This is a genomic window from Paenibacillus sp. JT22N12 (assembly GCF_056269365.1).
Genome location: NZ_JBWDNU010000001.1, coordinates 284,071 through 310,043, shown reverse-complemented (window position 1 = coordinate 310,043; position 25,973 = coordinate 284,071). Strand labels below are relative to the sequence as shown.

The following is a 25,973-nucleotide window of genomic DNA, read 5'->3' as shown; positions in this document are numbered from 1 at the left end:
GGAGGAATAAACAAAAATGACCATCCGCAGCAAAAAAATGATAGATTGCGACGTACATGTGGCTCCTCAGCATCTGGATGAAATACGAAAGCATCTGGATCCGAAATGGCATTGGCGGCCCCTGACAGGCGGCCGGGATTTGTTCCGCCATCCTACTTATGTGGACCGGACGGACGCAGCGCCTCCAAACGGGCTGCCGACAGGTTCCGATCCGGAGTTTCTGCGCAAGCAGTTAATTGATGAATACGGGATTACCCATGCGATTCTGCTGCATCGTTCTTTCGGCAACCCGATGCCCTTCGTGGAGTTTGCGACCGCCAAGGCAAGCGCCTATAACGATTGGGTCGCGGAAACATGGCTCGGAAGATACAACGCCGACGGCGTATTCAAGGGCTCGATTCAAATATCCCATCAAGATCCGGCCGCATCCGCACGGGAAATTGAAAGATGGGCTGGACACCCCCATATGGTGCAAGTACTGTCTGATTCAGGAGCGCGGGCTCCATACGGGAATCGGATGTATGATCCCATCTATGAGGCCTGCCAAAAATATGATTTGCCGTTTGCGACGCATGTAGGGACGGATGGCATGGGCATCAATCTTCAGGCATCCGTCGGTTATCCGTCGCATTATATCGAATGGAGCACCGCTCACTCGATCGGTTACCAAACTCATCTGATCAGCATGCTGATTGAGGGCGTGTTCGAGCGGTTCCCCCGCCTGCGGGTAGTGCTGGTTGAAGGAGGAGTCTCGTGGCTCCCCGCCTTGCTTTGGAGACTGGATACGCTGTACAAGCAATACCGCAATGAAGTTCCATGGCTGAAGCGGAAACCAAGCGAGTATATCCGCGATCATGTACGGATAACTTCACAGCCGCTGGAAAGACCCGATGACGACCGGCATCTTCTTCGAATGCTGGAGCTGGTAGATGCCGAGCATATTCTGATGTTTTCCAGCGATTATCCGCATTGGGATTTCGACAGTCCCCGCCTGGCCTTTCCCAAGCTTCCCGAGGCGCTGCATCGGCGGATCTTCTACGAAAACGCCAAGGAGTTCTACAAATTATAAGACCGAAAGGAGGCAGCGCCGATGGAAATCATAGATTGCGATGTTCATGTCTATCCGCGGAATGCGGAGGAAATCAGGCGATATTTGCCGCAGCCGTGGAAACACCGGTTTCATATATGGAGCAACGCCTACTATGCGGAGAAGGTGGAAGCAAACCGGGCGGTACCCCCGAATGGTGCAGGACCGGGAACAGATCCGGATTTTCTGATCCGGCAGCTAATCAAGGATGAGGGTGTTGCACAAGCCATTCTCCTCCCCCGGGCAAATGTATCCATCCATCACGATCCCGATCAGGCCGCCATGGAGGCAAGCGCTTATAATAACTGGCTCAGCGACACCTGGTTGACTTCGCATAATCCGGATGGCGTGTTCAAGGGCTCGATCACGATCGCGCATCAGGATCCCGCTGCTGCAGCGAAAGAGATTGAAAAATGGGCAGACCATCCGCATATGGTACAGGTCATCATGGATACGGGAGCGCGCGCTCCGTTCGGCCAAAGACATTATTATCCCATTTATGAAGCATGCGCCCGGCATCGTCTGCCGCTTGCGCTCCATCCGGGCACAGACGGCATGGGCGTCAACATTCTGGCATCACAGGGATATCCATCCCACTTTCTGGAGTGGTATGCAGGATTTTCGCTGTCGATGCAGGTGCATCTGCTCAGTTTGCTGACGGAAGGCGTATTCGAGCGTTTTCCTGAATTGAAGATGATATTTGTAGAAGGCGGCATTGCCTGGCTTCCGGCATTGATGTGGCGTCTCGATCAGGAGTATAAGGGACTTCGATCGGAAATTCCCTGGACGAAGCAAATGCCGAGCCTGTATTTGAAGGAGCATGTCCGTTTTACGACGCATCCTCTGGAGCGTCCCGAGAAGGACGGGGATTTGACTGATGTGCTGGCCATGATGAATTGCGAGGACCTGCTCCTCTATGCAAGCAATTATCCGCATCAGTACTGCGCATCTCCACGGGATTTGCATTTTCTACCCGAGACGTTCAAGCCCAAAATATTTGCCCAAAATGCAAAACAATTGTACCGCTTCTAAGCGGAAAATAAACAAGCCAGGCTCCATAAGGGGGGAGATCAATGGGAAGACATAAGGTGTGCTTGGTCAAGGAGCTGCCTTCGGGAATGAGCAGAATCGAGAGAATCGAAAACCGCTCGATAGGGTTATACAATATAAAAGGCAAATTTTACGCGATTCGCAACAGCTGCCCTCATCAGGGCGCGGAATTGTGCCAAGGGAAAATCCAAGGCATGATGCTGCCCTCAGATCCCGGCGAGTACCTGTATGGCAGGGAAGGCGAAATCGTCCGCTGTCCTTGGCACGGCTGGGAATTCGATATCAAGAATGGAAAATCCGTATTCGATCCGTTTCGCTGTCTGGTCAAAACCTATGCAGTGGAGGTTGCAGGGGAGGATGACGAGGCAAGTCCCGGCGTGGAAACCTTCCCGGTCGAAGTGGAGTCGGGGTGGATCGTGATAATCGTATCGTAGCTTGTTATAGAGCTGCTGACAATACACATAAGAAGAATTAAGGAGATGCAACCAATATGACAGATGAATCGGCCACGGAAACTCCTTGGTATCGGCGGACCTTGCGGTGGGGGCAGACCAATTTTACGGAAATGGACCCCGGCCTCATCGACATGGACATGTGGAAAGAATATTGGCGTGAAACGCGGGTTCAGGGGCTTATTGTCAACGCGGGAGGCATTGTCGCTTATTATCCCAGCTCCTTTGACTTGCAGTACCGGGCACAAGGTCTGGGCGACCGGGATTTTTTCGGCGAGTTCACATCAGAGGCCAGAAAAGAAGGATTGACCGTTCTGGCCAGAATGGATGTGAACAGGGCGACTAAAGACTTCTATGATAAGCACCCCGACTGGTTTGTGGTTAATGCCCAGGGGGAACCTCATACCTCCAACGGCCGCTATTTTTCCTGTGTGAACAGCGCTTATTATAAGGAATACATTCCTCAGGTGCTGCGGGAGATTATCCGCCTTTATCAACCTGACGGCTTTGCCGATAACAGCTGGACCGGTGTCAACCGGCAGATTATTTGTTTTTGCGATAATTGCAAACAGAAATTCAAGAAGGAGTATGGACATGATCTTCCGCTGTCGCAAGATTGGGATGATCCTGTTTACCGGAGCTGGGTCAAGTGGAGCTATAGCTGCCGGACGGAAAACTGGGACCTGTTCAATAAAGCCGCTCAGGAAGCGGGAGGCCCCCATTGTTTATGGCTGGGGATGGTTCACGGCAGCCCGATCAACTCTCATTCCTTCTGCGATTTGAAGGTCATCGGGGAACGATCCAGAATTGTCATGTGCGACCATCAGTCGCGGGATGCTCTGAACGGGTTTGAAATGAACGGACTAAGCGGCAACCTTCTTCACACGCTTGCAGGCTGGGATAATGTGGTTACGGAAAGCATGGCCAGTTATCTGCGCGGACCGCATATGTTTCGAAAAGCAAGCAATCCGCCGAAAGAAACCCGAATGTGGATGATCGAGGGAATCTCCGGCGGCATATCCCCCTGGTATCACCACATCGGCGCTGTCCATGAGGACAAGCGCCAATTTGACAATGCTCCTCCAGTCATGCAATGGCATGAGGCGAATGAAGAATATTTATATAACCGCCTGCCGGCAGCAAATATCGGGCTCGTGTGGAGTCAGGACAATACGGATTTCTACGGCCGGGAAGACGTTAAAGAGAAGATCGCGCTCCCATGGAGCGGATTCGTCAAGTCCCTGACCCGCGCAAGGATTCCTTATGTGCCGGTTAACGCCGACCATATCGCAAGGGACGCGCAAGGCCTGGATGTCCTGATTTTGCCGGACTTAGCTGCAATGACCCACGAGCAGTGCCAGGCTGTCCGGGAATTCGTGGAAGCCGGCGGAAGTCTCGTATTTACCGGGGCCTCCGCGACACTGGACCAGTGGGGTGAAACAAGAAGTGAATTTCCGTTGGAATCCATAACCGGGATGAAGCATCTCCATCAGATAGAGGGGATTTCGGCAAGCAAGGCTTTTAATCTGGAGGTTTATGACGGTCATAATTATTTGAGATTGCCCGATGACCGGCATCCGGCGCTCCAAAGCTTTGAAAATACGGCAATTCTCCCGTTTGGCGGAAAAGTCCATATTGTACAAACAGGCGCGCAAATGGAAAGCGTCGCTTCCTATATCCCGGGTTTCCCCATCTACCCGCCAGAGTTCAGCTGGATAAGAGAGTCCGGATCCAATATTCCAGCCATGCTTGCCGGAGAGCATGCCGCGGGAGGACGCCTGTTCTACTTCGCGGGAGATGTGGACCGTTGTTACGGCCGCTTGCAAATACCGGATCTGGGCGATCTTTTGTCCAATGCGGTTAAATGGGCAGCAGCCGGTACCATTCCGCTCAAGGTGGAGGGACCCGGTTATCTGGATTGCAAATTATATCGCCAGAATGAAAGATTGATCCTTCATCTGGTCAATCTTAGCGGGACTAATCAGACTCTCGGCTATCTGGAGGAGAACCTCCCTGTAGGTCCGATCTCGATTTCTATCAAAGTTGATGATATCGTTCCGGGCCGCGCAAGCTTGAAGGTCCGGAATATAAGTGTAAAACCCGAAATAAAGGATTCCTGGGTTACGTTCCAAATCGATTCGATAACCGACCATGAACTTATAATATTGGATTGAGCCTTGGCGCATATTTCACTGCAAAAGAGCTGTCCCCCAGCCATAAAGCGGCTGGGGGACAGCTCTTTTGTTGACGCTTGGCTTATTCCCAGACTATTAATTCATGCATATGCAGGGAATCGATTCGGATTTTCGCCCAGCCATTCCGGATTTCAGGCTTTATTATTATGCCGTTCACCTTGAGTGCAGCGCGAACCGGGGTAAAGCCATCCAATTTGATGGAAACCTCTATAGGGCCAACCGGCAAAACTTCTTCCAGATACCCTGGATTCCGGCTGCCGCTGAGATTAACCAGATGGAGCATTCTCCTGCCTTCCTGGCTGTACAGCTTGCAGTCCAGGTAGCCCGGGCCTTCGACTGTGAAGGGAGTTTTGTCTCCGACTGCCCACTTCACCGCATTGGCGAGCAGATCGCCAAGGTCCGGAAGACGCGACAGACCATAAATGCGATCTACGTCTCCGGCAAAATAGAAGATGCGTCCGCCTGCAGGATGCTCCCCCGCCAGCATGGCCGGAATGTCCGTGCGCGGCTCCCTCATCCAGCTGAACTCCGGCGGATAGATGGGATAGGAGGGGATATAAGTCGCAAGCGCCTGCAGCATCCCGTTCGACTCTACGCGCCGGATCGTTCCTCCGAAAGGGAGAATGGCTGTCTTCTCGAAGCCCTTCAGCACTTGATGGCGTTCCTCGGGCAGCCGGAAATAATTATGCGCTTCATGAAACTCCCAGCTTCCGCTCAGGTTTCCCGCGCCGCCCTTGGCCTTATCCAGCAGCGTAACGCCGGTAATCTCCTGCAGCGGGAAGTATTCCCGCAGTTCCCCCCATTCGTCGAGCGTGCCGGCTGCGCCTGTAATGACCAGACTGCCCCCGGCTGCCGTGAAATCCCTGATCGCCTCATACTGCGAATCGGTGATTACCGCCAGATCGGGAAGTATCAACACATCCAGCCCCTCCGCGTCTCTGGCAATATGGTCGGCATGTACAGGCACGAACGGCAGTCTGGCGCGGGTCATCGCCTGGACGAAGCCATGCCAGGGCAGGGCGACACGTTCCTCGACCTGATCGCGACCGTAGAATTCCGTATTTTCCTGGCTCCAGACTAGGCCGATATTCGCACAAGGACGCCGGTTGTACAGGTATGCTTCATTATCCTTATGCCACTGCATGACAGGAGGGGCGTTCTCGAACTGGCGTCTGTCCTCCTGCATGGCGCCGACGTGATGGTACCAGGGAGAAATGCCCCCTGCAATTCCATCGATCATCCACAAGCGGGATTCCGCCGGCGGGTTGCTGCCCTGACGGAACGTACGGACCCCGCGAACATAATTGGACATGCTCTCGGGAATGACAGTATCCCAGCCTGCAAGGTTATGCAGCAAATGGCCATTGAGGCCATTCTGCTCGAATCCCGTATTCCCATCCCGGGACTGGTGGTCGCACATGATGATTTTCGAGCGCTTTCCTACCTCCTTCAGATCGCAGTAGGCAGTATGAGGGTTGAAGGGATCGGCATTGAACATGCCCAGCCACAAGCAATCGGGTCCGCCAAACTCATGTGTGATTCTGTTGAACAAATCCCAGTTCTCGATGCGGCAATTATAACTCCATCTGATCCACTGCCGGTATGCGGGATCGTTGTAATCGGATGCGGAAGGAAGGTCAAGTCCCGTCTCCGCTTGAAATTTCGTCTTGCAGCTGCCGCAGCGGCAAATGATTTTGCGGGACGCTCCGGTCCAGCTGTTATCGGTGAAACCGTCGGGATGATAGTTTGCTATAATCTCCTTCAATATCTCGGGGATATAGTCCTTGTAATAACCGCTGTTCACACAGGAGATGTAACGCCCGTTCGATTGCACCGGCTCTCCCTTGTCGTTGACGACAAACCAGTCCGGATGGGCGTCATAGAAATCCCGGGTAGCCCGGTTAATATCCATTCTGGCCAGCACGGCCAGACCGGCTTGTCTGGCCTCCGCTACGAATTCTCCCAATAAATCGCGGTCTCCGAGACCCTGGGCCCGATATTGAAGAGCGAAGGAGCTGGGATAATAAGCGACGATGCCGCCTGCATTGACAATAACGCCCTGTACGCTCGTCTGCTCCCAGTATTCCTTCCACCACTCCTTATCCCAGTTGAGAGGGTCCATTTCCGTCAGATTCGTTTGTCCCCATCTAAGAGTGCGCTCATACCACGGCTTTTTTGCATCGGGCATTGTCTGCTTATTGTTTTCCATTGTCATGATCATCCGTCCTTTCGAGTCCGCTTGTACAAATCAATGATTTGGAATTTGTAGGAATTGATTTGAATTCGCTTTCACCCTTTATTTTAAATCGGAAATAGGGGAATATCTATTAACGATCAAGCTATTTTTTGTATAATTCAATGCTGGCTATGGAGTCAGCATTTATAGCGGCCGATGAATGATTGCGTTATACTAGATAAAGAGATTTCAGGAGGCGTTGTTCGTGTTCAAGCTGCATACTTGCTACATTTTTCAGGATAATCAACAAGACTGGCATATGGAGCCTTCCCAGGTCGCGCTGAACGTACTGATTTATATTTCGGAAGGCAGCTTGACCTATTGGGTCAATGGGGACACGATCCATCTGAAGAAAGGCGATGTGTTGTTTATTCCGGCCGGGTCGGTGCGTGGCGGGGAAGCGGCATCCGGTGCAGGCCATCAGCGGTTTGCAACCCATTTCAGCCTGAGCGGGGATGACAATAGTGAACTGCTGCCTTTGCTCAAAAGCGGGAAGTGGCTAAAGACCAGGGTACATGGAGAGGACTATTTCAAGCAGCGATTCTCGCTTCTGAACCATCATTCGCTGATGGAGGGAGCCTATCAGGAATTGCTATGTCACGCCATCCTGCTGGAAATGCTGATCATTATGAATCAGGACCACGAGCGCAGGCAGATCCCGGTCAAAAAGCTGATGCTTGTCGAGGAGCTCAAAAAATATATACAGCACAACTACCGGAAGGCCATTACGTTAACCGAGCTTTCGCATGTGATCGACCGCTCTCCGAGCTATATCACCAACTTGTTCAAAGAGGTGACGGGAGCTGCTCCCATTGAATACCTTCATTATATAAGGATCTCGAAGTCAAAGGATTTGATGCTGTCCGATCCGTCCATCCTGATCAGAGAGGTTGCCGAATTGACCGGTTTTTGCGATCAGGCTTATTTCAATCGTATTTTCAAAAAAGTGACGAGTGTGACGCCCACCCGGTTTTTAACCGAGCTGAGAATATACAAGGGATAATAGGAGGGCCGTTCCAGATGCTCATGGCTCTCAAATTTGACGCAATAAAGGGATCTTGACAATAAGAATTGCCCTGACTATACTCAGATTGAACGTTCGGTCTTTTATTTTGCAAATGATTTTTTATGGAGGAACGCGATATGTTTGAGAGATATAATAAGGTGCAGAAGGCTGTTCTGGAGACAACCCTGCGAATTATTAATGAAAAAGAGCTGCAGGCGACCTCGATGTCTCTGATTGCCAAGGAATCAGGGGTATCGACCGGAAGTATTTATCACTATTTCAGCAGCAAGGAAGATATCATCAATGAATTATTCAAAGGCATCGTCTTGTTTAACGGGGAAGCCGTCATGAAGGGTGTCCATGAGCTTGATAGCGTTCAGGAGAAATTTCAACGGGCATGGATAAATTATTTTCGGCTCAGCCTGGAATACCCGCTGGGCTTTCAGTTTATTGAGCAGTATTCTTTCTCGCCATATATTTATCAGTCCTCAAAGGATGAAGCCTATAAGGGCGGCTGGTGCGGGCCCATGACGAAAATTTATGCGGAAGCTGTTCAACAGCAATTGTTTATTGAGCTTGAGCCCAGGCTGATGGTTCAGATGCATATCGGCACCGCAGTTTACACGCTTAAAGGGCATCTGCAAAACTATCTCGAGCTGACAGATGATGATATACACAGGATCATTCAATCCTGCTGGAATTCGGTTCTCAAGTAAAAGAGCGAAAATCAGGGTTTTCAACCTGATTTTTGTTGTTATGAATCGACAGAACGTTCTGTTTAAGCTCATATATTCCTTCATTAGCTGATAGAACGAACATTCGATTTAGTTCTCCGTATCCGGGAAGTATGAGTATGGAATTGGTGTACTTTCTTCCAGCCTACCCCATTAGAATTGCTAAAAATATCTTTAGTCTAGACAACGAAATAAATTATGTTACTATATAAATGTTAGTTAATTACGTTGGATCGCTTTACACGCAATGATTCTCATAAGGAGTGATAAAAATGGAGGCAACAACATTTGTCTTGTTTGGAGCAACAGGAGATTTGGCCAAGCGCAAAATTTATCCTGCATTATATAATTTGTTTCTTGATCATAAGTTAAGCAAGTCATTCACCATCATTGGTCTCGGAAGAAGAGAATGGTCTGATGAAGCTTTTCAAGTACAAGTCGAACAGTCGCTGCATACGTTCTCCAGAAGATCAGCTGACGATTCCGCGTCAATCAAGGCTTTTGTCAAAGCTTTCCGCTACAGCGTAATGGATGTGGAACGCATTGAAGATTACCACAAGCTTCTGCAGGTCGTTGAGGAGCGTGAGCAGGAATTGCATTTGCCGGGCAATCGGATGTTCTACTTATCGGTTGGTCCTGAATTCTTCGGGAAGATAGCAGCAAGCATCCAGGAAAGCGGGCTTGGTTCGGCAAAGGGCTGGAAACGGCTCATCATCGAAAAGCCTTTTGGACATGATTTGAAGTCGGCGCAGGAATTGAATGAGGAATTGGGCAAAGCGTTCAAAGAAGAAGAAATCTTCCGTATTGATCATTACCTCGGCAAGCCTATGGTGCAGAAGCTTGATGTTCTGGAGCAATCCAATCCTGCCCTTCAGGACATATGGACAAATCAATATATTGCCAATGTTCAAATAACAGCCAGTGAAACGGTCGGCGTTGAGGAGAGGGCCGGCTATTACGATCATGTCGGAGCAATCCGCGATATGTTTCAGAACCATATGCTGCAGCTATTAATGACGCTAGGAAAGAATGACGGGCGAATCAGCAAACGTCAAGTGATGGAATCCGTAGCGCCTTTACTAAAGGAAAACGTTGTTAATGATGTGGTTCGCGGGCAGTACACTGCCGGCAGCATTCAAGGGAAGCCTGCAGCCGGTTATAAGGAAGAACCCGGTATTGATCCGTGTTCGACGAATGATACCTTCGTAGCGGTCCGTTTACGAATCGACGATGTTTTCTGGCGGGATATTCCTATTTATATTCGTACAGGAAAAAGAATGAAGGAAAAATCTACGCGTATCGTGATTGAATTCAAACAGCCATTCAAGCGCAGCTATTCAGCGCAGGAGCAGACAGCCCCGAATCTGCTGATTTTTGAAATTAGCCCGAACGAAGGCGTTACTTTGCAAATAAACCATAAAGATCTGCCAAATAAAGGTGTAACCTCCACCATCCCAGTGGATCTTCATTTCAATCAGAGCGGCAAGCCTGAAGCTTATGAGAATCTGATTTATGACGCTCTGCAGGGAGACCCGACGTTCTTTGCCCACTGGGATGAGGTCGAATTAGCCTGGAAATGGGTTCAGCCCATCCTGGAAGCATTTGATGAGGATCTTGTTCCTCTTCATCACTATCCGGCAGGGACTTACGGGCCGGACGCTTCCGATCTTCTGCTCGCGGAGGACGGCAATCATTGGTGGTTGGACAGCAAGCCCATTCACCTCGCTCAGAGGATACCAAGAGAAGCGTATGCCTGACACTCGGACAAACACAACTGTAATTAGAACTATGGCAGAATTGCAATGATTTTATGCGGGGACGTATGATTCGGGCAGCATTCCTGCAAAATATCAAGGATGGTTACGTCTGGACCGGAATATCAATGGATGGACTAATAAGAATTCAGGAAACTTTACAGGAGGCGGTGAGTTCCAGGGCAGATTGATGCCCGAGAATCAAGCGCAATACGACCGCTGCATCGAGATGGGGATTCTGGATCCGCTCAAAGTCCTGTCTATGGAGGATTTGGTCGGGGACGATGATGTGATTTTCTCGGCCACCGGCGTGACGGATGGCGAGTTTCTCAAGGGTGTACGATACCTCCTGATCAACACGCGGAAACTCATTCGATGGTAATGCGCGCCAAAACGAGAACCATTCGTTTTATCAAGGCGATCCATTATTTGCCGAACAAAAACCTGCAGCAAATAGGAAGCTCTGCAAACATATCAGGTCAGACACCGTAATTAATCCATACAGTTTGGATGAATCGCAATCTCCGTGCGGGGCTTGCAGACATAAACGAAAATCGAAAAGCGGCTGAGCAGGGTTACATCCTCCTCAACCGCTTTTTTTCCGTGAAGCAGCTGCTTTCATATCATGGATGGGACGCGATCCAATCGGCAATTGCCCGGTATTTTGGCGCATTCGCAGCCGGTTGCCCGGTAAATTGCTTGGCGCCCCAAGCTCCGCCCGTCGACCAGGTTCCAGCATTCGTGTAATGGCTGAAGAGAGTGAAATAAGGTGCGAATTTATTCAGCATGTAGGTGTACTCGTTATAAATGTCCGGATTGTCGCTCCACTGGTCGGCATTGACCAGCAAATGCTGTCCGCCCTCATAGGTGCCAAGCGGGACATGATATTTTTGAGCGATCGTCACGGCAGGCAGTACCCGGTCGTTGAACGTTGCATCAATATCCTGATGGAACGCGCTTTGAATATTCGGGCTTGCTCCGTCAAGGCCGCTGCCGACATATGGCGCAATGGCAAATAAATCCGCTTTTTGACTAGTCGGGTTCCAGGCGGTGCTGTTGATGACGCTGTTGTAGCTCTGATCGAATATATCATAGTTGCCGCTGAACGAGGCTACTCTCACGACTCTTGAAGACAATTGGTTGCCGAAGATATTGGCGAACTGCTGCCAGATATGAACTGAGCGGTACAGACTGAATGCGCCGCCCTGATACCATTGATTGGAGCCCGGCAGACCATTGATGACGCCTTGGTCGAGGGTATACTGGAACTGCGTGAATCCCCCGTTCCAGGTTTCATTGGAATATTCGACATACACTTTCAAATTGGTGTTGAGCTTCTGCTTGATGAGCGTTGCGAGCTGCTGTGCATACGAATCGTCGGTCAGATGAGGCAGGTTGATCCACATATCCTTATTTGTCCTGTTGCATAGATCAATCATCCATTCGTAGGCGAGACCCGCTTTCATCGGATCACCCGACCCGATATAACCGATATCGCTGTTTCCGGGATCTGTCGGCAGCCTCCGCTGCGACCAGGTCTGGATTTTGGAGTTATTCGTTCCTCCCCAATCCATGAACCGGAGGGTCGAATACGGAGCCAGCTCGCTGATAAAGACAGGATTCCAAATATCCGTCCCGCTTGCATACGCGGTCGACCAGTTTACGCTGGTTTTGAATGGTGTTTCTCCACTCCATGAAGCAAGGAACCAGAAGTTGGTGCCGATCTTCATCGTGCCAGTACCGCCGCCATTGTTGTCTGTTGTGATGACAAGCTGCGGCTTATTCCCGCTTTCCCGGGACTGGTATTGTTCCCATGTTCCGATATTGGTGCCGAAGCCCAGCGTCAAGGAAGATTGCGATGCGCTGAGCTTGTTTTGAACGGCAGAGGTGACATCGAATTCATAGTAGCCGCTGCCTGTAACCGTTTGACTGGCGATTTGCGTTCCGAGGCTTGGCTTCGCTCCGCCTTCGTTCCAGCTTTCCGTCGACGCGCCGCTAACGATCAGGGTATGGTTGAGGACATGTGAGGAATGATAAATTCGGACCTTCGCATTCGTTACCGTTCCGGATAAGCCAGTCAAACTGAATTTTGTGAAAATGCTGTTCCATTGACTGGCATACAAATTCGCATTTGTGCCGGCAGTACCGTCACTTTGTGTATCCGTATCGGCAGAAGGAGTGATGGTTGTGATCGCAGCCGCCTCAGCGACTGGACCGCCTTGATATAGCGTCATTGTAAAAAGCATGAAGACTATCAGCATGACCATGTACTTTTTGCGCATTAACAAAATTCCTCCTTAATGAGCGGATTTTTATTCAATAAGCGCCTTCACCCCCTTCACCCATTAAGGTATCAAAGTTAAGTATGGAGCGTACCGCGAAAACGGTCTTCTGCACAGTGCAAAATTGTCGCCAATTTATCCGATTCAAACAGATCATGACATTAAATGCCCCGTATAACATTCAGAGCCCAGCGGCAAAATATACATAAAGTGGGTGTATTGGTCATGCTGAAAAAAGAGAACCGAATCGTACTGGCGATCCTGATGCTGCTCTTGATGATCGGATGCCGCAACCCGAAGCAGGAAGAACAGGATTTGATGCGGATTAAATCCGCAGACAAAGACAATCCGAAAAAGGTCATTTTGCTGCTGGTGGATTCCTTGATGCCTGAAGCAATCGACCGGGGAATCCGTCAGCACAAGCTTCCGGCTATTGAATTTCTAATCGAACATGGTCAATATTACAGAGAGCTTGTAAGCTCGTTTCCCACGATGTCCGTCACGATCGACAGCTCCCTGATTACCGGAAAATACCCCGATGATCATCATGTGCCGGGTCTCACCTGGTACTCAGCCGGCCTCAAGAAACTGATCAATTACGGGACCGGACCGATGGAAGTGGCCAGACAGGGAATCAATCCGGTACTGGCCGATGCATTGATCCATTTAAACGGGAGTCACTTAAACAGCAAGCTGCCCACGATCTATGAGGATTTGGCCAGGCAGGGGCTGACATCCGGGTCAATCAACGGGCTGGTCTACCGGGGAATGTCCAATCATACAATATCAATTCCGGCATGGGTGCAGGGCCCAACCTCTTTGCCCAGGGAAATTAAGGTGAAAGGACCGGATATACTGGCCCTGGGTTCATTGTCCAATCCCTTTGAAGGCTCCATCAATCTGCCCGATGGTTTGATCAATAAAATGGGATTCAATAATGACTTTGCTGTGGAAGCCGTCAAATATTTGATTACATCAAATAAACTGCCGGATTTTTTGTATGTATACCTGCCTGACTTGGACCGCAAGCTTCACCGCAACGGCCCTTCCGAGCAGAATGGGGTCATTAAGGTGGATCAGCAGCTTCAATCCCTGCTTCAGGCATTCGGCTCGCCGGAACAAGCCTTGAAGGACGCGGTCATTATCATTGCCGGCGACAGCGGAATGACCCAGATCCTGCCTGATGCGCAGAATCCGGTAATCAACATCCACAATATGTTTGAAGACGCGAGTGTGTTAAATCCCGGAGAAACCGTGGATAAGGGGATCGACATTGTCCTCGCCGTCAATGAAACAATGGCTTATGTGTATGCCGTACATGCAGACCGTCCGATAAGAGACGTGGCAGAAGGATTACAAAAAGATCCGCGCATCGATCTGATTGCATGGAAGGAAGAGGGCTGGATATACGCGCAGCAAGGGGCATCCGCCAAACAGCTCCGATTCAAAGCAGACGGAGATCTAACCGATCCCTATCATCAATCGTGGAAGGTCGAGCAGGACAATGAGGTACTGGATCTGAAGGTGTATGCTGCCGGGCATTCCCTGGCTTACGGTGAATACCCCGATGTGCTGAAACGGCTGTCAGGCGCGTTGAATTCGCATCAAGGCGAATTTCTGGTTGTCACGGCCAAGCCGGGTTACGAACTGGCGGACAGAAGCTCTCCGACTCATATGGGTGGCGGGGGTCACGGCTCTATCCGCAAACGGGAATCGCTTGTCCCCTTGATCATCAGCGGAACCAATAAGCAGCCGCAATATTTGCGAATGGTTGATTTAAAGGCATATTTGCTTGAGCTGTTAAAGAAAAAAACGCAAATTAACCATTAGCCCGGGAGGGATCCCCGGGTTTTTGACATTCATTCCCCGGAATTTCCGGGGCAAATCGAAGTGTTCTGCGGTTGCAATTTCTCAGGAGACATGCTATATTCCTAATTTCGATAATGATGGAACGATTAAACCTGATTTTTGAAAGGATGGAATTCATGTCTTCCGATATCCTGCAGCATGTTTCTCATATAACCGCGCTCTTCCCGAGCTTAGCCGATATTTCCATTCAGGATTGGAGCGAAGAGGGGATCGCGATCATGGAGACTCAGCCCAATCATGTCATTGACGAAGGCCAGTTTCTGGAGTATGCGGTTCTCATTCTCGAAGGCACGGTAAGAATGTATAAAATCAGCAGCAGCGGAAGAGAGATCACCCTCTACAGAATCAACGGCGGCGAGTGCTGCCCCCTTATGATGGCCAGCATCCTGGGCGAGAGCGAATATGAAGCCTCGGCCTGCGTGGAGAGCCCGAGCGTTGTGCTCGCCATTCCGGTACATATATTCAGGGATTGGATGGACCGGTACAAAAGCTTCAGACAGTTTATTTTCAAAATGTTCGCCAAGCGGTTATTCATTATGTCCAATCTTCTGGACAGCATCAATTTCAAATCCATCCGCGGACGGGTTGCCGAATACCTTGTCCTGATGACAGAGGATGGGAGCGACAGTCTTGCCATAACCCATGATACCTTGTCCGTAGAGCTGGGAACGGCCAGGGAAGTGATCAGCCGGACCTTGAAATCCTTGCAGAAGGAAGGTCTCCTTAACGTGTCCCGGGGAAGAATTTCCGATATCAGACGGGAAGGGCTCAAAGTGTATGTAGAGTAATTGGCTCGTTATGTGACATTGTTACGGATGGCTCTTGTTCAATTTGTTATTATCGTCTTGTGGAAGCGAGATAAACAAATCGAAATGAGAGGAGCCGCTGGTCATGAAAAATGTTGGAGGAGCAGATCGTTTTATTCGTATCGTGCTGGGTATCGCATTATTGTCGCTGTTTTATTTTATGCCCGGTTACTGGAAGCTGACCGGGTTGGTTTCGCTGCCGTTCCTGTTCACGGGACTCGCGCAAAGATGCGCCATCAATCAACTGCTTGGACGCAATACCTGCAGGATTCGTTAAATCATATCAGGTAATATGGTTTTCGGGTGGCGCGCATTCCAGTTTTGTGAGGAAGTATGACAGTCTGTTGTCATACTTCTTCTTATATCATGTTCTCAGAAATGATTCACATACATTGCCTTGTCAATAGGAGGGCGACCTGGAAAGGAGCATGTTATGTTATCGATGGAAATTGAAAAGCTGATTACAGTAAAATCGAGAGAAGATTTGAGGAATTGGTTACAGGAGAATTGTAAGACAGAAAAATTTTGTTGGGTAGTCGTCAGTATGACGCCTCACCCCGATACTCTGTTATATCTGGACGCGGTCGAAGAATCTTTGTGCTTTGGATGGATCGATGGAGTCAAAAAGAAATTATCTGAAACGGGGCTGGCGCAGAGACTGTCTCCCAGAAGTAAAAAGAGTTCATGGACCGAATTGAATAAAGAACGTGTCCGCCGCCTCGAAAAGCTGGGATTAATGCAAGACGAAGGAAGAAAGGTGCTTCCTGACATGGGCAGCGATTCTTTTAAAATAGACAGGGTTATAGAGCAAAGGCTAAAAGAGGATAAGCAAGTATATGAGAATTTTATGGCATTCTCAGATCTTTATAAAAGAGTTCGGATCGACACGATACAAAGCAATATAAATCAGCCGGTATTATTTGAGAGCAGATTAGATAAATTCATAACAAATACTAAAGAAAACAAAATGTACGGTCAATGGCATGATAACGGACGCCTTCTGGATTACTAAGATAAAAAATAATTATTTATCTTAAGGTACATAAATGATATAATAGGTCTGAATAATGGTAAATTAACCCAGATAAAAGTCATCGGGAGGAGTGATTCATTTTGCAAACTATGGCAATCATCGGAGCAGGTCCAGGTCTTGGACTTTCATTAGCCAAGAAATTCGGCAATCATGGTTTTCAAGTTGCGCTGGTGTCGCGAACACAGGAGAAGCTGGATCAATACTGTGAGCAGTTAAAGGAAATGGGAATTGAGGCAGCAGGATTCGCAGCCGATATAACCAATAAGAATCAGCTCCTTCAAGCTCTTCAGCGTATTCATCATACATATGGTTCCATTGATGTCCTTGAGTACAGCCCTCACAGCGGTAATATGCCGGTCACCTCGATACTGGACACGACTGATGAGTCTGTTATTCAAGCTTACAATAATCTGGTTCTCGGGGCTGTCAACAGTGCAAGACAAGTCATACCCGGAATGGTTGAGAGAGGAAGCGGGGCTTTATTGTTCACAACCGATCTGTCGGCGATGAATCCCAGTCCTATCTTCGGCAACGTGGGGATCGCGATGGCGGGCCTGCGGAATTATGTTTTGAATCTTCACGACAAGCTGTCGCCGAAGGGGATTTATGTAGGCCATCTCTCCATCAGCCCGTTAATAAGACGAGGAACTAATTTTGACCCTGATTACGTTGCAGAAGCCTGGTACAATCTCTATGAACAGAAGACGGTAAATGAAGAAACTTATCCTCAAGGCGTTATGCAGCACTTGAATTAATAATCAGATGTATGGCAAGAAAAAGAACATCCTCTGCAGCATAACGTGAGGATGTTCTTTTTCTTGTTTCACTGCCAATAAAACATCCAGGCGATCAACTTATTCAAATCGAACGGATGACGGACGATGATGCTTCCCCAGAGAGCGGCGCCAAGCGTCGTAATGCTGACAAAAAGCGCTTTATCCTTCTTGCCTGATTGATTGGACCGCATCATCCATATACCGGCTGCCAGAAACAAGATGAATAAAAAAATCATCAGGCTCATGTCGCCGTTTCACTTCCCTGCGAATGATTTGTCTTCCTCAGCCATGAGCATACAATGAGAATGGCGGGGAACGCGATCGCATATAGCGTGTAGTAATTGAATAAGTACTTCTGGATCCAATCGACGTTCTCGACAATGTTTTTGAACAACAGGGAATAGGCGGAAATGATCCATACCAGCGGATAGGCTACAACGGCTCGCTCTTTAATCTGGAACAGCTGGCATAAGGCAAGTACCGCGCAGTAAAACAGCAGGCTTAATTTAAGGCAGACGATAAGAAGGATGTTCACGGAAATAATCGATTCCAAATGCTCGACGAAATTCGTAAACTGCATTTCGCGAAAGATGATAAATACGGGATAGATAAGGTGAGAACTGCGCTCTACTCCCAGAATGCCAATCGTAAAAAACACACACATGCTGAGAAGGAGTCCCGCACCCCCGATTCCCGACAGGAATATAACTTTTAACCGGCGCTGGGCAAATGGAAATATCATCATAAAAATGACAGTCTCCATAAAGGGAAAAGCAAGCGCATAGCGGGTATGGATGAGCGTGTCCCAAGGATGAAAGACGCCAGGAACGTTGAAATTCTGCCAATCCCATTCTCTGATCATCACCGAGAAGGGAATCCAGAATGCCAGATTAACAATTGGAGCCAAAAACTCGCTCACCATAGCGATGGTTTCGATTCCTTTCACAACCGCATACGCACATACGAGCAGGATCATGATATTGAAGATCGACAGCGGTGTCCGGGGCATCAGATTGATATGCATGAAATCACTGAGGTTGCGCGTTACCCAGGATGCGACTTGGATGAAGAAAAGGATGTACAGGAGGGAAATCAATCCCCCGGCCCATTTGCCAAGCACCTGCACTGCGATTTGAACAATGCTCATCCCGGGAAACCGGCTGGACAAATACAACCAGAAGCAGGACAATATCAGGCCATATAGAGCAGCCCAGACAATTATAAGCCAGCCGTACTGTTTGCCACTCGCAATGAGGCTCCCCGGCAGCAGGATAAACGAGGTGCCGATGATGTATACAAAGGTCAGATTAAATAACTGCCACCCACTCAATTGAGCGTTCTCCATCTATTGGCTCCCTCTATTCTTCAATGTATGGTGTACTGGTGTTCCCGGTCGTTGTCATCCTGGAGTTGACCTTAATCGTGACCTTGGTCTGACGCCATGTTTTTTCGTTACCGCCATTATCCTGGATGCCGAGCATATCCCAGCCTTTTGTTTTGCCCATCCGATCCAATGCGAGCACCTTTTCTTCCAGCTTCCGGTTAAATGCCTCCTCGATTAAATGCAGATTCTGTACCGTCATCTTGCTCGTTTGCTGGTTGTTCAATATTTTCAGGTCGCCAGTAATTTGGAAAGAAAGCTCCGATGCAGGCTTGATCCATTTGCGTTTAACATTTAAATTCTTCGCAGTGACATCTACGTGCTTGCCCTTGATTTCCACAGTTTCTGTCAGTTCTCTGTACTTTTTATTCATGATGAAGAACAGGATCTTCGTTTGCTCGTCGATTTTGCCAACCATACGGGAATGGATGAGCACGGCTCCTATTTTGAAGCTGATTCCGTCTTCGCTTGCATCGATTTCTTCCACTCTGTCGCTATTGGAAGATGGCTTCTCTCCATGATAATGAATGATGGGCAGGACGGTTGGCGTATGAAGATTAATATCCTTGGCCAAGTCTTTGAACCGGATAGGATAAACACTCATACTAAAGTTGGGTTTGTATTGATTCGACAAGGAGCGGATAAACCGGCCCGGTACTCTGTCCAAAGGCGTGAAGCTGTTCATGACCGTGTGCATTGGACTATCCGTAATAAAAACAATCAGACTTGACCGGCGTTCGGGGTTAAGCTCGATAAAATTGATCAGATCCAATATCCCTTCCCGGGCATAGCGTTCGGATATCAAGTAGCTCTGCAGATGGGCCGTAAAAAACCGCCTTGGCATAGAGGTGCCTGTCTGCTCCGTGAATCTTCCGTGGCTAAAATCCCTAAAGTGAAAGGTATACACAGCAGCTTTCGTCGCAGCGCTTTGTCTGGTTGACAGACCGGTCGGATTAATGACCTGGTAATAGGCGAGAAGGTCACCAGACTCCGGATCTTTATCGACTCCAGCCAGGCTTACAATCGCAAGTGAATTGATTTCTTTCAAATCCCAGCAGCCGGTACACAACACCAGCATGAGCACAGCGATGAATACAACTCTCATATCAAGGCACCTTCTTATTTATCGACCATCCGTTTTTTGGGAAATCGCTTCATCATAAACCGTGGAACCCGAACCAGCGTATCTTTCCAGTCAGAGAAGACGACGGGGGCCAGCGGGGTGAGATATTTCACGCCAAACGATCGCAATGAAGCAAGATGCACCAGGAGAAAAAAGACGCCGCACATTAAACCGAATAAACCCATTAATCCGGCCAGAATCATAAATGCGAACTGTACGAGTCTCTGGGAAATCCCGAAGCTGTAGTTGGGTGAGACGAAATTGGAGATGGCCGTCAGTGAAACGACAATGACCATAGCAGCCGAGACAAGTCCCGCTTCCACTGCAGCCTGGCCCAGCACAAGCGCTCCCACGATCGATATGGATTGTCCGGCAATCCGCGGCATGCGCAGTCCCGCTTCGCGTAAAATCTCGAAGGTAATGATCATGATCGCAGCTTCGACAAAAGCTGGGAAGGGCACTTCCTCGCGCTGCGCGGCCAAGCTGATTAGCAGTGAAGTAGGAAGGAGCTCCTGATGATAGCTTACCACCGCGATGTAGAGAGCAGGCACGAATATGGAGAGCAGGAAAGAAAGCATCCGCAACCAGCGCGACAGCGTAGCGATATCCGCCCGTTGGTAATAATCTTCCGGCGAAGTGAAGAGCTGAAAAAAGGTAATCGGTCCGATAAGCACAATCGGCGTGCCATCCGTAATGACTCCGATCTGGCCTTCCAGCAGCTTGGCTGTGACCGAATCCGGACGCTCCGTGCTGATGAGCTGAGGAAACGGCGACAACGAAGTGTCTTGAATCCACTCTTCGATATAAGAACTCTCCAGAATACTGTCCGTATGAATGGACTTGAGCCGTCTGCGGAATTCATCCACGGTTTGCACCGACGCTATGTTATCGATGTAGGTCAGATAGACCTGGGTCTGGGTTTCAGTTCCGATCACCAATTGCTCAAACACCAGATGCTCGGATTTCAATCTTTTACGGATTAATGCGACATTCCGCTCGATATCTTCGACGAAGCCTTCCCGCGGACCGCGGATGGAGGCCTCTGTTGCAGGTTCGGATACGCTTCGCGCCTGTGACTGGGCTACATCGTAGCTAAGATAGTAATCGCTGAAGGCAGGAATAAGCAGGCAGTGTCCTTCAAGAAGATTGCGAATGCCTTCAGAGGCCCCCGAGCATTCTCTCGATTGCACCCTGGGTATGAAAGATTTCAACCACTCGATAGGGTCATGCGGCGGTTCCGCCCCCTGACTTCGTACCATTACAGGCTTTAAAATGAATTCGTCAATCTGTTCCGAGGATACGATTGTTGAGATATAGAGGCAGGATAAGCTCAAACCGGAAATCAGCTCGAATTCATGGCTGACAAAATCCGGCGATTGTCCGAGCCGTTCCTTAATTTGATCGACGACCTGTCTGCCCGTGTCTTTGAGAATCAGGATGATGCCCTCCTAACCAGCCAGCTTGCGGTTTTGTTTATCATTATCCAATTCAGGAAATATTATGCGGCGAGCAGTTGCACTGGAGCGGCTGTGCCACTTATGATATAGAAAAAAGCGCATTACCGCTTTCGACTGGAGGAGCCCTCTTCATGCTGGAGCTTCATACTAACAAAGATATTCCAATCGGCCTCATAGGCGCTCCCGAGCTGATGGAACCCATTCTCCGCGTTCTGCGGTCTTTTCCATCGTTCCGGCCCATTATTCGTCAGACGGAGCATGTCGAGGATATGATCCGCAGCGCAGCCGGGCTGCTTGGCGAAGTGGAGGTGCTTTTCATGACCGACCCGGATACTTTCAGGCTTGTGAAGGAGAGACTGCCATCGGCCGTACCGATGCATTATTTGCCGTTATCGGGCGCGGGCTTCTTCAAGGCGCTGTGCCGGCTGCTGATGCAGGCTGCGCAGGGATCGGCCACGCTTGAGGGCGTGACGGTCGATACTTTTCCGGAGGACATGATCAGGCACATGATCAATGGGACCGAACCTGGTTCGATGCGAATGATAAGCATTCGCCAGACAGACGGGTCCTCGGCAGATGAGATGTACCAGTTCCACCTCCGGCATTATCAGGATGGGACAAGCTCGGCGGCATTGACGGCGAACCGCCGCGTTGCCGAGCGTCTGGAGACGATCGGTATTCCCTGTGCCTATATGGAGCCGGCCGACAACGATATCGTCGTTGCCCTGGAGCGTGCCCTGCTGTCCACGGAAACCAGGAGAAGCAAGGAATCGCAAATCGTTGTCGGCATGGTTGTCATCGACAACTTCGACGCTGTCATACGCAGCTGCAGCTCCGAGCACGAGGTACAGAAGCTGCGGCTCGACGTGGAGCGGACCATGCTCGATTTTATCGAACAGCTGGACGGCTGCCTGACGCCGCTTGGTCCCAATGAATTCCTGTTCTTCACGACCCGCGGACTGTTCGAACGGGAAACAGGCGGGTACAAATATATCTCGCTTGCCTCGAAAGCCCAGAAACGGTTCGGACTGTCGCTTAGCGTCGGCATCGGCTTCGGCGTATCGGCCAATGCGGCAGGAACGAACGCCCGGGCCGCTCTGCGCAGCACGAAAGATGCGGGTGGAGGCACCTGTTTCATCGTCCGTGAGGATCAAACCTTCATCGGGCCGCTCGAAATGTCCGAGCCGATTCAGTACGATCTCAGCTTTGGCGACTCGTCGTTATTGAAGACGGCGGAGGAGGCGGGACTGACGACAGCGTACTTAAGCCGCCTGTTCGCCTCCGCATCGCGGCATGGCAAGCTGGACTATACCGCCGGCGAGCTGGCGGGACTGCTGGATTTGACGACACGCAGCGCGAACCGTCTGCTGGTGCAATGGGCGGACGCCGGTCTGGCAGAGCAGGCGGAAGTGCGCAAAGCGGGGAGAGGACGTCCTACCCAGGTATTCGTCTTCTCCTTTTTGCGCGCGCATCTGTCGGAGCATGGAATCAGCCTCAGGTCATAAGCAGCAAGAAACATTCAGCGAGAGGAAAGGTGAGGGCGATGACATTTGCAGAATCTCCGGCAGGCAACATCGGCTGGCTGGAGCGCCGGGCCGACGAGATCAGCCATATGCTGCAATGCCCGGTTACAATCGAGGATGCGGAGCACCGCGTGCTGGCATACAGCATGCACAGCGGAAGCACGGATGCGATCCGGATCGCGACGATTATGAGCCGGAGGGTGCCCGAGCATGTCATCCGCAGCTTCCATGAGGGCGGAGTCATCCGGAGATTACAGAAGGAAGAAGGTCCGCAGCGTATCGAAGCGAATGAAGAGATTGGCCTTGGTTCCCGCGTGGCCATCGCCGTTAGAAGCGGCAAACGCGTCATCGGCTATATTTGGGCGGCTGAGACAGACCAGCCTCTGTCAGAGTCAGATATGGAGAAGCTGCGCCGGGCAGCCGGTTCCATCGCGGGCGAGCTGCAGCGTCAGACGGAATCGCGCTGGCGCTCCGATCTGAGCCAGGATATGTTCCTGAGCCGGCTCGTTGAAGGGTATTTTGCTACGGAGGCCGAGATCCGGCACCAATCCGGCTGCCTGAAGCGACCGCTGCCCGAATATTACCGCATTGCTGCAGTCGACTTCAATCTCGACGCTTCGGCCGTATGGCCGCTCCTTAATCAGGCCGCCGGAGTGATTGAGGAGGAGACAGGCCTCTACAGTCTTGCCTATGCAGCAGTCGGGGAGCGCGTAGTGTTCCTTGCCGGTGATGCGAAGATGCTCAGCAGCCCGGGAGAATGGAAGGCATCGCTGGAACATTTGGCCGACCGGCTTGCCAGGGCGTTTCCGGATGTGCAGGCAACGGTCGGAGCCGGCGGATTGGCGGCAGGGGAGTACAGCCTGGCCCCGCGCAGCTATGCGGAAGCGCTCAAGGTGATCGGCATCCGCAGAAGGTTTCCGCGGGCTTCAGTCCAGGAGCTCGTCTATGAAGAGCTGGGCTACCGGCATTACCTGCCCGCTATAGCGGAGACGATTGAAGCGGAAGGTATTGTGAATTCCCATGTCAAGCTTCTGCGTGAATATGACCGCGAGCATCAGGCGGATTTGACCCATACGCTCTCCGTGCTGCTTGACTGCGACTGCGGCGTCCGCGAAGCGGCCGAGAGGCTGCATATCCATCCGAATACGCTTGGCTACCGGATGGTGCGGATGAATGAAATCAGCGGCATCAATCTGAAAAGCATGGCGGACAAAGTCGCCGCTTTCCTGTATTTGCAGAGCGGCGGTTGAAGATCATTCAATCAGACGGCTATGCCGGGCGAAGGTTTGTGGAATTTCACAAAATCTGTCCGGCATTTTCTATGTGCGCCACGATGTGGAAAAATTTCTTCTCCTATATACTGGGTTCAAATCATTATAACTTACCAGTTGGAGGATGATTCAAATGATAATTGGCGTGCCCAGAGAGATCAAGAATAACGAGAGCAGGGTAGCTTTAACGCCCGCAGGTGTGAGTGCATTGACCCGGCAAGGACATCAGGTACTGCTGGAAAGTTCGGCCGGTACCGGCAGCGGCTTTGCCGATGCGGAATACATAACCCGGGGAGCGAGGATTCTGGACAAGGCTGCAGAGGTATGGGGCCACGCGGATATGATCATGAAGGTCAAGGAACCACTGCCGGAGGAATACGGTTATTTTCGGAAAAATTTGATTCTCTTCGCTTATCTGCACCTGGCTCCGGAACCGGAATTGACCCGTGCGTTGCTGGATCGGGAAGTATGGGGCGTCGCATTCGAGACGGTTCAGCTGGACAACCGCTCGCTGCCACTACTTTCGCCAATGAGCGAAGTGGCGGGACGCATGGCGGTGCAGATCGGCGCGCAATTTCTGGAGAAGACGCATGGAGGCAAGGGGATCCTGCTGGGAAGCGTACCCGGAGTTCAGCCGGGCGAAGTCGTGATCGTGGGAGGAGGTATGGTCGGAATGAATGCCGCCAAACGGGCATTGGGAGCGGGAGCCCGCGTTACGGTGCTGGATGTGAGCGCGGAACGGCTGCGGACGATCGACGATCTGTTCACTGGCCAGGTCACGACGCTGATGTCAAATCCATACGAGCTGGAACGGGCGGTTCACAAGGCTGACCTGCTGATCGGAGCGGTTCTCATTCCAGGCGCAAGGGCTCCGAGGCTGGTCAGCGAGGAAATGGTCAAGAGGATGGCGCCCGGTTCAGTCATCGTCGATGTGGCTATCGATCAAGGCGGCTCCATCGAGACCGTCGACCGGATTACGACCCACTCCGATCCGACATATGTGAAGCACGGAGTTGTTCATTATGCCGTGGCGAACATGCCGGGCGCCGTTCCCCGCACCTCGGCGCTCGCGTTGGAGAATGCGACGCTGCCTTACGCGCTGAAGATCGCCGGTCAGGGAATCGCTGCAGCCGCGGCGTCTGACGAATCGCTGGCCCGCGGCATCAATACCGCCTGCGGCTCCATTACCCACGAAGCGGTCGCCCGCGAGATGAAGCTCAGGTACGTTCCGGTCATGGAAGTGGCCGCAGCCCGCCCGACAGCCTGATCGCTGTATGATTTACAGTCAGGTCCGCTGACCTTCCTGGTTGGCGGTCCTTATTTATTGCCAAGAACCGCTTTATCGAATAGAACTGCCAGCTCCGCGTTATACGACTCCAGGTCGACTTTGCCGGCAATGCCCGAATGCGCCATATATTCTCCAATGGCCCCCTGAATAACGCTCGCCATGACATGAACATTGAATTCACGAAATTCCCCGCTCGATTGCCCATCGTACAAGATCTGATGAAGCTCATGAAGAAGCGGCTCCTCTTCATCGTCGCTCAGCTTATAGTAGGGAATATTATCAGGCGTCTGGGCATGAAAAACAATCTCGATCAACGCGGTGTTGTGCTTGGGACGCGTAGCCTGATAAGCGAGACTTGCGGCGATAAAGCTGTGCAGCTTTTCCCGGGCGGTTGCTGCAGCCCGGGTTCTTTCCAATACATAAGCTGCGGCATCGGTGACCAGCATGATCAGCGTCTGGTCCATCAAATCGTTTTTGTCTTTAAAATGGTAAGAGATCAAAGCGGTGCTGATTCCGGCTCTTTTGGCGATTTGGGCGAGACTTGCATGGACGTAGCCGATCTCATCCAGCGTGGTGATCGCTGCATCGACAATTTGTGTGCGTCTCGCCTCGGTGATGAATGATTGTTTTTCGTCCGCTTTTTTGGTCAT

22 protein-coding genes and 1 pseudogene are annotated in these 25,973 nt (G+C 50.7%); 16 read left to right on the top strand and 7 right to left on the bottom strand.

All coding sequences use genetic code 11. From position 1 onward, the window contains the following. The first annotated feature begins 16 nt into the window (after positions 1–16). Genes AC0YOA_RS01225 through AC0YOA_RS01210 form a run of 4 tightly spaced genes read left to right on the top strand, consistent with a single transcriptional unit; the run spans position 17 to position 4,763 of the window. Positions 17–1,069: an amidohydrolase family protein gene (locus AC0YOA_RS01225; protein ID WP_475785057.1), complete on the top strand. Its 1,053-nt coding sequence runs from the start codon at positions 17–19 to the stop codon at positions 1,067–1,069. 21 nt (positions 1,070–1,090) lie between these two features. After that, on the top strand, positions 1,091–2,119 hold the full coding sequence (locus tag AC0YOA_RS01220) for an amidohydrolase family protein (RefSeq protein ID WP_475785056.1): 1,029 nt from the start codon (positions 1,091–1,093) through the stop codon (positions 2,117–2,119). A gap of 41 nt (positions 2,120–2,160) precedes the next feature. Next, positions 2,161–2,571 carry a Rieske (2Fe-2S) protein gene (locus AC0YOA_RS01215; RefSeq protein WP_475785055.1) on the top strand — a complete coding sequence of 137 codons (411 nt, stop codon included), beginning with the start codon at positions 2,161–2,163 and terminating at the stop codon, positions 2,569–2,571. Between the two features lie 56 nt (positions 2,572–2,627). Next, positions 2,628–4,763 (top strand): alpha-amylase family protein, encoded by a 2,136-nt coding sequence (locus AC0YOA_RS01210; protein ID WP_475785054.1) that lies wholly within the window; start codon positions 2,628–2,630, stop codon positions 4,761–4,763. Between the two features lie 82 nt (positions 4,764–4,845). Here the strand turns inward: AC0YOA_RS01210 and AC0YOA_RS01205 are convergent, their stop codons facing one another. Further along, on the bottom strand, positions 4,846–6,999 hold the full coding sequence (locus AC0YOA_RS01205) for an alpha-amylase family protein (protein WP_475785053.1): 2,154 nt from the start codon (positions 6,997–6,999) through the stop codon (positions 4,846–4,848). A gap of 226 nt (positions 7,000–7,225) precedes the next feature. Here AC0YOA_RS01205 and AC0YOA_RS01200 point away from each other — a divergent pair, with 226 nt between their 5' ends. From AC0YOA_RS01200 to AC0YOA_RS01185, 4 genes and pseudogenes are all read left to right on the top strand, one after another. Then, positions 7,226–8,023: a helix-turn-helix domain-containing protein gene (locus AC0YOA_RS01200; RefSeq protein WP_475766647.1), complete on the top strand. Its 798-nt coding sequence runs from the start codon at positions 7,226–7,228 to the stop codon at positions 8,021–8,023. A gap of 140 nt (positions 8,024–8,163) precedes the next feature. After that, on the top strand, positions 8,164–8,742 hold the full coding sequence (locus tag AC0YOA_RS01195) for a TetR/AcrR family transcriptional regulator (protein ID WP_475785052.1): 579 nt from the start codon (positions 8,164–8,166) through the stop codon (positions 8,740–8,742). 290 nt (positions 8,743–9,032) lie between these two features. Then, positions 9,033–10,517, top strand: coding sequence for a glucose-6-phosphate dehydrogenase (gene zwf, locus AC0YOA_RS01190; RefSeq protein ID WP_475785051.1), 1,485 nt, complete (start codon positions 9,033–9,035; stop codon positions 10,515–10,517). Between the two features lie 163 nt (positions 10,518–10,680). After that, positions 10,681–11,006: pseudogene (locus AC0YOA_RS01185) on the top strand (fructose-bisphosphatase class II); the annotation flags it as partial. A gap of 131 nt (positions 11,007–11,137) precedes the next feature. Here the strand turns inward: AC0YOA_RS01185 and AC0YOA_RS01180 are convergent. Continuing rightward, positions 11,138–12,796, bottom strand: a complete 1,659-nt coding sequence (locus AC0YOA_RS01180; protein ID WP_475785050.1) for a CBM96 family carbohydrate-binding protein — start codon at positions 12,794–12,796, stop codon at positions 11,138–11,140. Between the two features lie 225 nt (positions 12,797–13,021). Here AC0YOA_RS01180 and AC0YOA_RS01175 point away from each other — a divergent pair, with 225 nt between their 5' ends. The 5 genes from AC0YOA_RS01175 to AC0YOA_RS01155 all read left to right on the top strand — a co-directional run bounded on the left by AC0YOA_RS01175 (position 13,022) and on the right by AC0YOA_RS01155 (position 17,259). Continuing rightward, positions 13,022–14,626, top strand: a complete 1,605-nt coding sequence (locus AC0YOA_RS01175) for an alkaline phosphatase family protein (protein WP_475785049.1) — start codon at positions 13,022–13,024, stop codon at positions 14,624–14,626. Between the two features lie 155 nt (positions 14,627–14,781). Further along, a complete protein-coding gene (locus AC0YOA_RS01170; protein ID WP_475785048.1) occupies positions 14,782–15,453 on the top strand; it encodes a Crp/Fnr family transcriptional regulator in 672 nt (223 codons plus the stop codon). Positions 15,454–15,556: 103 nt separating this feature from the next. Further along, the gene (locus AC0YOA_RS01165) at positions 15,557–15,748 is read left to right on the top strand and encodes a YgaP family membrane protein (protein ID WP_475785047.1); all 192 of its coding nucleotides are present in this window, start codon (positions 15,557–15,559) and stop codon (positions 15,746–15,748) included. A gap of 165 nt (positions 15,749–15,913) precedes the next feature. Continuing rightward, complete coding sequence (locus AC0YOA_RS01160; protein WP_475785046.1) at positions 15,914–16,483, top strand: YdeI/OmpD-associated family protein; 570 nt, start codon at positions 15,914–15,916, stop codon at positions 16,481–16,483. A 110-nt stretch (positions 16,484–16,593) separates the two neighbouring features. Further along, the gene (locus AC0YOA_RS01155; RefSeq protein WP_475785778.1) at positions 16,594–17,259 is read left to right on the top strand and encodes an SDR family NAD(P)-dependent oxidoreductase; all 666 of its coding nucleotides are present in this window, start codon (positions 16,594–16,596) and stop codon (positions 17,257–17,259) included. Between the two features lie 68 nt (positions 17,260–17,327). Here the strand turns inward: AC0YOA_RS01155 and AC0YOA_RS01150 are convergent, their stop codons facing one another. From AC0YOA_RS01150 to AC0YOA_RS01135, 4 genes are read right to left on the bottom strand one after another with little or no spacing between them, the layout of a single operon-like run. Then, entirely contained in the window at positions 17,328–17,525 is a 198-nt protein-coding gene (locus AC0YOA_RS01150; protein ID WP_475766667.1) for a hypothetical protein, read from the bottom strand. Continuing rightward, positions 17,522–18,625 carry a GerAB/ArcD/ProY family transporter gene (locus AC0YOA_RS01145; protein WP_475785045.1) on the bottom strand — a complete coding sequence of 368 codons (1,104 nt, stop codon included), beginning with the start codon at positions 18,623–18,625 and terminating at the stop codon, positions 17,522–17,524. The genes AC0YOA_RS01150 and AC0YOA_RS01145 overlap by 4 nt, the downstream gene beginning before the upstream one ends. Before the next feature lie 13 nt (positions 18,626–18,638). Continuing rightward, positions 18,639–19,766, bottom strand: a complete 1,128-nt coding sequence (locus tag AC0YOA_RS01140) for a Ger(x)C family spore germination protein (RefSeq protein WP_475785044.1) — start codon at positions 19,764–19,766, stop codon at positions 18,639–18,641. 14 nt (positions 19,767–19,780) lie between these two features. Then, positions 19,781–21,181 carry a spore germination protein gene (locus AC0YOA_RS01135; RefSeq protein WP_475785777.1) on the bottom strand — a complete coding sequence of 467 codons (1,401 nt, stop codon included), beginning with the start codon at positions 21,179–21,181 and terminating at the stop codon, positions 19,781–19,783. 191 nt (positions 21,182–21,372) lie between these two features. Between AC0YOA_RS01135 and AC0YOA_RS01130 the strand changes: the two genes are divergently transcribed. The 3 genes from AC0YOA_RS01130 to ald all read left to right on the top strand — a co-directional run bounded on the left by AC0YOA_RS01130 (position 21,373) and on the right by ald (position 25,302). Further along, positions 21,373–22,746, top strand: coding sequence for a hypothetical protein (locus AC0YOA_RS01130; RefSeq protein ID WP_475785043.1), 1,374 nt, complete (start codon positions 21,373–21,375; stop codon positions 22,744–22,746). Positions 22,747–22,784: 38 nt separating this feature from the next. After that, positions 22,785–24,014, top strand: a complete 1,230-nt coding sequence (locus tag AC0YOA_RS01125) for a PucR family transcriptional regulator (protein WP_475785042.1) — start codon at positions 22,785–22,787, stop codon at positions 24,012–24,014. A gap of 154 nt (positions 24,015–24,168) precedes the next feature. After that, complete coding sequence (gene ald / locus AC0YOA_RS01120; protein WP_475785041.1) at positions 24,169–25,302, top strand: alanine dehydrogenase; 1,134 nt, start codon at positions 24,169–24,171, stop codon at positions 25,300–25,302. Between the two features lie 50 nt (positions 25,303–25,352). On the opposite strand, the gene AC0YOA_RS01115 is transcribed toward ald, so the two are convergent. After that, a complete protein-coding gene (locus tag AC0YOA_RS01115; protein ID WP_475785040.1) occupies positions 25,353–25,973 on the bottom strand; it encodes a TetR family transcriptional regulator in 621 nt (206 codons plus the stop codon).

What these genes read in the sequence shown, in the direction of transcription:
- AC0YOA_RS01155 (WP_475785778.1), top strand. Translation starts at nt 16,594, where the DNA reads ATGGCAATCATCGGAGCAGGTCCAGGTCTTGGACTTTCATTAGCCAAG.
- AC0YOA_RS01205 (WP_475785053.1), bottom strand. Translation starts at nt 6,999, where the DNA reads ATGACAATGGAAAACAATAAGCAGACAATGCCCGATGCAAAAAAGCCG.
- AC0YOA_RS01130 (WP_475785043.1), top strand. Translation starts at nt 21,373, where the DNA reads ATGCTGGAGCTTCATACTAACAAAGATATTCCAATCGGCCTCATAGGC.
- ald (WP_475785041.1), top strand. Translation starts at nt 24,169, where the DNA reads ATGATAATTGGCGTGCCCAGAGAGATCAAGAATAACGAGAGCAGGGTA.
- AC0YOA_RS01170 (WP_475785048.1), top strand. Translation starts at nt 14,782, where the DNA reads ATGTCTTCCGATATCCTGCAGCATGTTTCTCATATAACCGCGCTCTTC.
- AC0YOA_RS01145 (WP_475785045.1), bottom strand. Translation starts at nt 18,625, where the DNA reads ATGGAGAACGCTCAATTGAGTGGGTGGCAGTTATTTAATCTGACCTTT.
- AC0YOA_RS01220 (WP_475785056.1), top strand. Translation starts at nt 1,091, where the DNA reads ATGGAAATCATAGATTGCGATGTTCATGTCTATCCGCGGAATGCGGAG.
- zwf (WP_475785051.1), top strand. Translation starts at nt 9,033, where the DNA reads ATGGAGGCAACAACATTTGTCTTGTTTGGAGCAACAGGAGATTTGGCC.
- AC0YOA_RS01180 (WP_475785050.1), bottom strand. Translation starts at nt 12,796, where the DNA reads ATGCGCAAAAAGTACATGGTCATGCTGATAGTCTTCATGCTTTTTACA.
- AC0YOA_RS01195 (WP_475785052.1), top strand. Translation starts at nt 8,164, where the DNA reads ATGTTTGAGAGATATAATAAGGTGCAGAAGGCTGTTCTGGAGACAACC.
- AC0YOA_RS01215 (WP_475785055.1), top strand. Translation starts at nt 2,161, where the DNA reads ATGGGAAGACATAAGGTGTGCTTGGTCAAGGAGCTGCCTTCGGGAATG.
- AC0YOA_RS01125 (WP_475785042.1), top strand. Translation starts at nt 22,785, where the DNA reads ATGACATTTGCAGAATCTCCGGCAGGCAACATCGGCTGGCTGGAGCGC.
- AC0YOA_RS01140 (WP_475785044.1), bottom strand. Translation starts at nt 19,766, where the DNA reads ATGAGAGTTGTATTCATCGCTGTGCTCATGCTGGTGTTGTGTACCGGC.
- AC0YOA_RS01160 (WP_475785046.1), top strand. Translation starts at nt 15,914, where the DNA reads ATGGAAATTGAAAAGCTGATTACAGTAAAATCGAGAGAAGATTTGAGG.
- AC0YOA_RS01150 (WP_475766667.1), bottom strand. Translation starts at nt 17,525, where the DNA reads ATGAGCCTGATGATTTTTTTATTCATCTTGTTTCTGGCAGCCGGTATA.
- AC0YOA_RS01210 (WP_475785054.1), top strand. Translation starts at nt 2,628, where the DNA reads ATGACAGATGAATCGGCCACGGAAACTCCTTGGTATCGGCGGACCTTG.
- AC0YOA_RS01225 (WP_475785057.1), top strand. Translation starts at nt 17, where the DNA reads ATGACCATCCGCAGCAAAAAAATGATAGATTGCGACGTACATGTGGCT.
- AC0YOA_RS01165 (WP_475785047.1), top strand. Translation starts at nt 15,557, where the DNA reads ATGAAAAATGTTGGAGGAGCAGATCGTTTTATTCGTATCGTGCTGGGT.
- AC0YOA_RS01175 (WP_475785049.1), top strand. Translation starts at nt 13,022, where the DNA reads ATGCTGAAAAAAGAGAACCGAATCGTACTGGCGATCCTGATGCTGCTC.
- AC0YOA_RS01115 (WP_475785040.1), bottom strand. Translation starts at nt 25,973, where the DNA reads ATGACCAAAAAAGCGGACGAAAAACAATCATTCATCACCGAGGCGAGA.